Annotated in this window: 7 protein-coding genes; 1 reads left to right on the top strand and 6 read right to left on the bottom strand. The window is 42.2% G+C overall.

All coding sequences use genetic code 11. The features are described 5' to 3' along the window. Positions 1–322 precede the first annotated feature (322 nt). From DWX65_RS08815 to DWX65_RS08835, 5 genes are all read right to left on the bottom strand, one after another. The gene (locus DWX65_RS08815) at positions 323–2,578 is read right to left on the bottom strand and encodes an ABC transporter permease (protein WP_118173300.1); all 2,256 of its coding nucleotides are present in this window, start codon (positions 2,576–2,578) and stop codon (positions 323–325) included. Positions 2,579–2,592: 14 nt separating this feature from the next. Then, positions 2,593–3,291 (bottom strand): ABC transporter ATP-binding protein, encoded by a 699-nt coding sequence (locus DWX65_RS08820; protein ID WP_117698032.1) that lies wholly within the window; start codon positions 3,289–3,291, stop codon positions 2,593–2,595. A gap of 189 nt (positions 3,292–3,480) precedes the next feature. Further along, positions 3,481–5,355, bottom strand: coding sequence for a heavy metal translocating P-type ATPase (locus DWX65_RS08825; protein WP_118173265.1), 1,875 nt, complete (start codon positions 5,353–5,355; stop codon positions 3,481–3,483). A 10-nt stretch (positions 5,356–5,365) separates the two neighbouring features. Continuing rightward, positions 5,366–5,584 carry a cation transporter gene (locus DWX65_RS08830; protein ID WP_117842033.1) on the bottom strand — a complete coding sequence of 73 codons (219 nt, stop codon included), beginning with the start codon at positions 5,582–5,584 and terminating at the stop codon, positions 5,366–5,368. A gap of 13 nt (positions 5,585–5,597) precedes the next feature. After that, complete coding sequence (locus DWX65_RS08835; RefSeq protein ID WP_117698030.1) at positions 5,598–5,957, bottom strand: ArsR/SmtB family transcription factor; 360 nt, start codon at positions 5,955–5,957, stop codon at positions 5,598–5,600. 178 nt (positions 5,958–6,135) lie between these two features. On the opposite strand from DWX65_RS08835, the gene DWX65_RS08840 reads away from it, so the two are divergent. Then, positions 6,136–7,074 (top strand): tyrosine-type recombinase/integrase, encoded by a 939-nt coding sequence (locus DWX65_RS08840; RefSeq protein WP_118173266.1) that lies wholly within the window; start codon positions 6,136–6,138, stop codon positions 7,072–7,074. A gap of 97 nt (positions 7,075–7,171) precedes the next feature. On the opposite strand, the gene DWX65_RS15170 is transcribed toward DWX65_RS08840, so the two are convergent. Next, positions 7,172–7,321 carry a hypothetical protein gene (locus DWX65_RS15170; protein WP_022243978.1) on the bottom strand — a complete coding sequence of 50 codons (150 nt, stop codon included), beginning with the start codon at positions 7,319–7,321 and terminating at the stop codon, positions 7,172–7,174. Positions 7,322–7,476 lie beyond the last annotated feature (155 nt).

The following is a 7,476-nucleotide window of genomic DNA, read 5'->3' on the forward strand; positions in this document are numbered from 1 at the left end:
TCATAATGTCAATAATATAAAAAAAACAGCAGTTTCGCTGAAAAAGGGCGGCACCATATCTATAAGAGCTGCTAAGAATTTCCATTTTATATATTGGTCTTTCCGGCAAGCGGTGCAAAGTCGCATCCATGCTCCATTGCACCTCGCCGGTACATCCCTGCACCGGCGTTGCCAGTCTGTGATGAAATTCTAAGCAGCTCTAATTGATATGGTTGATGCCCTCTCTTCAGTGAAACTGCTGGTTTTGTTAATATTCTCTAATTTCTTATTGTTACAATATTTAAGTTTCGCTTTATGTGAGTAATGAAAAACTTTTCCGATTCTACTCTACATTCTTCAAAGCTTCGTCCATCGGTATCTTCCGAATCTTCCGAAGGCAGAACAATGCCACTACGAAGTATGCTGCCAGTACCATAAGCAGTATTTTCCAGTAGATGTTCGGGTCATAGTAGATGCTCAGCCAGCCGGAGTAATCACTCATCATTGCCCGGTAGATGACATTGATGATTTCTGTAGCAATTGCTTCACCTAGGATAACAGATATCACCACAATCCAGGTGGTGGCTGTCAGATATAATTTTCCGATTTCTCGGGTGTTGTAACCCAATATCTTAACCATGGATATGGATGAAGCATTCCGCTCGATAATCAACTTTGTCATCAGGTAAATAAGGATTGCTGCCAGTGCAACAGAAAATACATTCATCAGATAGAACATGCCGCCCATAGATACATCAAGCTGTCTTGATACCTTGGTGAGGTCATCTTCTGTAATGGTCGTCATGATATAGGCATCCTCAATATCGGTAATCTTCTTATCGGAGAAATATCCATTGAAATAATCCTCCTCTTTGTCAAATACATCCCGATATTCCTCTTCCGGCATAAAAATTGCCACTGCTGCCGGATACTCATAGATTCCAGCCACCTTAAACTTGTATTTCTTATCTCCATAAGTTTCCTTTAACACAATGGTATCGCCTTCTGCAAGCCGGTATTTTTCTGCATAACTATCCGAAATGTAAACACCTTCTTTTGGGAAATCAATATCAACATAAGCACTGTCTTTTTCAACTCCATAGACGCTGACCTCTTCGCTGCTGAATTCTGTCGGCATTGTCTTTAAACTACCGGCAAGATAAGCCTCTGCGCCATCTGTTTCCGTTGGAACCGGCGCTTTTAATACATACTGATAATCTGCAAGCATGTGGGACAGCACTTCATCCTGATAATGGTCTAAAAGTGGTGACATCATCATGCCGAAAACTAACAGAATTTCTGCAAAAGCAATACCGATAAATAAAGTCAGGTAGCCCGCACGGTTCTGTAAAATAATACGGATACGGAACCGGTTAAAGAATTTGAAATGCGGCAGTTTTACTGCTTTTTTCCGCTTTCTTCTGCTCAAATCCCTGCGCAGGAAATTCAGTGGTGAAATACGCAGTTTGGAAGAAATCAAAAGCAGATTTATAACAATCATTATGATTGCCGGAATCACCGTTGTCAGGATAAACGCATCCCCATTCCAGATGGTATGGTAGGTCGGCAGACTATAGCTTCCATAGTACAAATCTGCTACCATATTTTTAAATACGGTATAGCCAAGTATATTTCCAATAATTGCTGCTACGATTGTCACCAGTACCGGAAGATGCAGATAATGCCGCAGCAGTTCTCCTCTGGTATAGCCGGATGCACGCAGCGTTCCGATGACTGCCGCTTCTTTTGTAATCGTATTATTGGTGGTAACTGCAAAGACAAATGCCATAATCGCTATCAGGATATATAACAACGTCATTACCATTGTTTTGTCTCCACCCATATCATCTCCCGTAAAATGAATTGCCTGATTGGAAAATGCCGGTATGTATGCTACTATTGCCGCCTTACTGCCCAGCACTTTCATAAAATCTTCTGCTTTCTCTTTTGCTTCCGTATCATCAGCCGGAGTTTTTTCATATTTCCAGGAATAGCTGTAATGGAGATTGCCGGTGCCATAAGCATCAAAAGCATCCTCTGTGGCAATGGCAACGCCAAATTTTATGGCATCAAACATCAGATCCTTGCTATCGGAAAACAGAGCACTGTAATCTGATAATGCCACCAGACCACTGATGGTCTTTTTCTCGCCGCCTACTTTAATGGTGTCTCCTACTTTTAAGGAATTATTGTCCGCATACATCCGGTCAATTGCAATTTCATCTTCCTGCTGCGGCATTTCTCCATCCATCAGACATACTTTATCCACTTCGTTTCTCGGTTTAAAAATACGGAGGGTACTGTCTGACTTGCCATTTACCACCGCTTCTTCCAGATAGTAATTCTCATAAATTGTTACGCCTTCTTTTTCCAGTTCTGTAAGCAGCGTATCGTCAGCTTCTTCCATCAGTTCGAAATTACCGTCTTCAATATTGTACTTTTCAAAACTCTCATTATAGGCAGTTATCATACTGCTTCCTGCCACCAGAAATCCCGATACAAATCCGATAGTAGCTATCAGGAACAGGAAAATCACAAGATATTTTCCAAAATCTGTTTTCAATTCTCTTGGAATTCGTTTTCTTAATGGACTCTTCACTTTCATCACCGCCTTTACCAGTCAAGTTCCTGTGCAGGAATCTTCACTTCATTGGTGTAATCCTTTCGAATCTGTCCATCACGCAGCTTAATGACACGGTCTGCCATGTTTTTGATAGCATCATTATGGGTAACCATAATAACGGTATTTCCATATTTCTGATTTACATCCTCAATTAGCTTCAAAATCTCTTTGGATGTATTGTAATCCAGTGCTCCGGTCGGCTCATCACAGAGCAGAATATCCGGGTTCTTTACAATGGCACGGCCAATGGCTGTACGCTGCTGCTGTCCACCGGATAACTGGTTTGGCAGCTTATGACGATGCTCATAAAGTCCCAGTGTCTTAAGCAATTCGTCAATGTCTAATGATTTATCACTCAGATATGCTCCTACCTCGATATTTTCCTTCACATTGAGGTTTGGAATCAGATTATACATCTGAAATACATATCCTAAATGGCGGCGGCGGTAATTCGTCAGTGCCTTTTCGTTCATATCTGCTGTTTTCTCTCCATTGATGGAAATATAGCCGCTGTCTGCACTGTCAATTCCTCCGATAATATTCAAAAGTGTTGATTTACCGGAACCAGACGGTCCTAACAATACGCAAATCTCACCTTTTTCAACAGAGAAATTAATTCCTTTCAAAACTTCTGTTTTTGCCTCTCCCTGTCCAAAACTTTTTTTCAAATCCTGAATCTCCAGAAACATATTCATCCTCCTTTTTCTTTTCTGACTCTTTTTTCAGTTCTTTTATTTTGTTACTCCTGCTTCCCTCTTTCCCAATGCTGTACTATTTCCAACTTCCTGTTAGCTTTTTGTAACTTTTGTTAGTATAGTCTATCCGTTTGGTAAAAGAAAGGCGTTTACTGATTCTTTTTCTCAATAAACGCCTTTATACTATTTCTTTGCAATGCGCAGTGTCCGCATGGAATTTAAAATTGCAATGACAGATACACCTACATCTGCAAATACTGCTTCCCACATATTGGCAATACCAAATGCACCGAGTATCAGCACAATTGCTTTTACGCCAAGTGCAAATACGATATTCTGGTGCACGATGGAAAGTGTCTTTCTTGCAATCTTCACAAGAGATGCAATCTTTCGTACATCATCATCCATAAGAACTACATCTGCAGCTTCGATTGCCGCATCAGACCCCATACTTCCCATTGCAATTCCAATGTCTGCTCTGGTCAGTACTGGTGCATCGTTGATGCCATCACCCACAAATGCAAGTTTTTCTTTCTCATGCTGTTCTTTCAGAAGTGCCTCAACCTGACTTACCTTGTCACCCGGCAGTAATTCTGCATGCACTTCATCCAGTCCCAGTTCATCTGCTACTGCCTGTGCTGCTGCCTTACGGTCTCCGGTCAGCATAACGCATTTCTTCACGCCTACCTTCTTCATGCTATGGATAGCTTCTTTTACGCCCTCCTTAATGGAATCGGAAATTACAATGGTTCCGGCAAATGCTCCATCTACCGCAACATAAATTACGGTTCCGGCACTACTGTTTTCGGTATAGGAAATATTCCGGGCTGCCATCATTTTGGCATTTCCAAGCCATACTTCTTTTCCATCTACAAATGTATGAATTCCATGTCCGGCAATTTCTTCTGTTCCGGTTACCCGGTTCATATCCAGTTCTTTGCCATAGGCTTCACGCACGGAATTAGCAATTGGATGATTGGAATATCCTTCTACATGGGCTGAAAGCTCTAAGAGTTCCTCTTTGCTTCCATTTACCGGAAGTACCTCAGATACCTTGAACTCGCCTTTGGTCAGTGTACCGGTTTTGTCAAATACGATAGTGGTCATCTCAGCCACTGCCTCTAAATAGTTACTTCCTTTTACCAGAACACCTAAGTTAGAAGATGCTCCGATACCACCGAAGAATCCCAATGGGACTGAGATTACAAGGGCACACGGGCAGGAAATAACAAGGAAAATACAGGCTCTCTGAATCCACTCAGCCCAGCCGCCGCCTAAAATAATCGGTGGCAGGATTGCAAGAATTACTGCTCCAATGGTAACAACCGGAGTGTAATATTTTGCAAATCTGGTGATAAAGTTCTCCACTCTTGCTTTCTTGCTGCTGGCATTCTCCACCAGTTCCAAAATCTTGGATACTGTGGAATCTTCGAATGCTTTTGTTACTTTTACCTTTAAAGTACCGCTTCCATTGACACAGCCGCTGATGATTTCATCACCTTCTGCTGCTCTTCTTGGAACAGATTCTCCGGTCAGTGCCGCGGTATCGACCATGGACTCACCTTCTACTACAATTCCATCCAATGGAATACGCTCGCCCGGTTTTACCACAATGACAGTGCCTATTTCCACATCATCCGGATCTACCTGGACTAATTTGCCATCCTCTTCCACATTGGCATATTCCGGACAAATGTCCATCATATCTGCAATGGACTGTCTGGATTTTCCAACTGCATAACCCTGGAAAAGTTCTCCAATCTGATAAAACAGCATAACTGCAACACCCTCGGAATACTCCCGTACTCCAAATGCTCCAAACGTTGCAATCATCATCAGAAAGTTCTCATCAAATACCTGTCCATGACTGATATTTCGAAAAGCCTTAAATATAATATCATAGCCAATCAGAAGATACGGCACAAGATAAATAATAAAAATCAGGACTGGCTGTGTAATCTGTTCTAAGATACCAACGTGTTCCAATACCAGAAGTGCTACAAACAGCACTGCAGTAACCAGAATACGTTCCAGCATTTTTTTCTGATTCTTTGTCATAAGCTATCTCCTATCGCAGAATCCGGCAGTCCGGTTCTACCTTTGCACATACTTTGGCTACTTCATCCATAATTTCTTCAAAACGCTCATCTTCTGCATCGATGGTCATTTTCTGTGTCATGAAGCTTACTACTGCATCATTGACTCCCGGGATTTTCTTGATTGCTTCTTCCATTTTTGCTGCACAGTTTGCACAGTCTAAGTCTTCCAATTTAAATTTTTTCTTCATTATAATATCCTCCTCATTCTTCAATATGTTCTCTGCCCTGGTCGATAATGGTTCTTACATGTTCATCTGCCAGTGAATAAAATACGGATTTTCCTTCCCGCCTGCTGCTGACCAGCTTCGCCTGTTTTAAAATCTTAAGCTGATGGGATACTGCTGACTGCGTCATGTTCAACGTCTCTGCCAGATCACACACACATACTTCCGAGCCAAATAATACAAACAGGATCCGGATTCTGGTAGAATCACCAAATACTTTAAAAAGCTCTGCCAGATCATATAATTCATCTTCATCCGGCATCTTCTCCCGTGCCTTCTTAAGAAGCTCTGCATGAATGCAGTTTTCTTCGCAGCATTCTACATCGTTCATTGCCATCCTCTCACCTCCAGCTCGTTTCAACATATGAGCATTTGTTCATATGTTCATAATACGCTTGGGATTTCAAATTGTCAATATGAAGTTGGAAATTTTTATAAAAAATTTTTCTATGATATACTCTTATATCTATATTCAGGCAGGACAGCCTCCTGCCACATACAAAGGAGTATTTATTATGCATAATTTTAACTTTGAAATGAACCAGTATTTAACCTACTGCCGCACCCAGAAACGCCTTGATGGCAAAACCTTAAAAGCATACCGCATCGACCTTACACAGTTTGGTACCAGCCTTGCGGCTGCCTTTCCTTCTGCTTCCAGTATATCTGACATCTCTCCTGCTATATTAGAGTCCTATGTTGCCACCCTTCATGAACAATTCAAGCCCAAAACCGTAAAGCGAAAGCTTGCCTCCCTCAAAGCCTTTTTCCACTACCTCGACTACCGCGACCGCATTGTCTCCAACCCTTTTAACAAATTGCATATCAAATTCCGGGAACCGGTGATTCTGCCTAAAACCATTCCGCTTCCTACGATTGAATTGCTTTTATCTTCTATCTATCACCAATACTCCCACGCTGCCACCGATTTCCAGCGTAAAAATGCGCTCCGGGATGCTGCTGTTATCGAGCTGCTCTTCGCCACCGGCATCCGAATCTCTGAGCTGTGTTCCATCACACCGGATGACATCAACCTTTCCAACCGGACTCTGCTTATCTTCGGCAAAGGTTCCAAAGAGCGGCTCCTCCAGATTGGCAATGACGATGTTGTCCACACCCTGCTGGAATACCGGAAATGTTACCTTCCTGATATTAAGCGTACCAACCGCTTCTTCGTCAACCAGGCAGGACGTCCGCTCTCCGACCAGTACGTCCGCCGAACCATCCGGAAATACTGCAGCCTTGCTTCCATTGATATGCACATCACTCCGCACATGTTCCGCCACACCTTCGCCACCAGCCTCTTAGAAGCCGATGTGGATATCCGCTACATCCAGGAAATGCTGGGTCACAGTTCCATCCACATCACGGAAATCTACACCCATGTCTCCACAGCAAAGCAGCGGGACATTCTGATAAACAAGCATCCGAGGAAGGATTTCAGGGTGGGGTAAAAATCGAAAAGGACTGTTAGAATTGGCAGCATTTTTACGGTGTTTTTGCCTTTCTAACAGTCCTTTTAGGGGGGTATATTTATTCTATATTATATTTCTATTTTATTCTTTGCAGGAGTGCTTTTACTTCTCTTACGTCTGTATCTGTCATCTCTGCAATCTGCTCTGGTGAATAACCTTTTCTGCTCATGCGTGCAAAGATTTCTGCCATCCCATCTTCTTTTATTCCCTGACTCAAATTACACATGATGTTCACATCCTCTCATGTGGATTTTTCTGTGCGAAATTATTGTAACACGAAATGACAGATGAGGATAGCAGAATTTAAACGAGCGCTGTTTGGAATTGTTAATTATGGATTATTATGGCTTGAAATGATGGATAATCCGGTATTATCCGTTG

Source organism: Roseburia sp. AF20-18LB (genome assembly GCF_003461185.1).
Lineage (GTDB): Bacteria > Bacillota > Clostridia > Lachnospirales > Lachnospiraceae > Roseburia_C > Roseburia_C amylophila.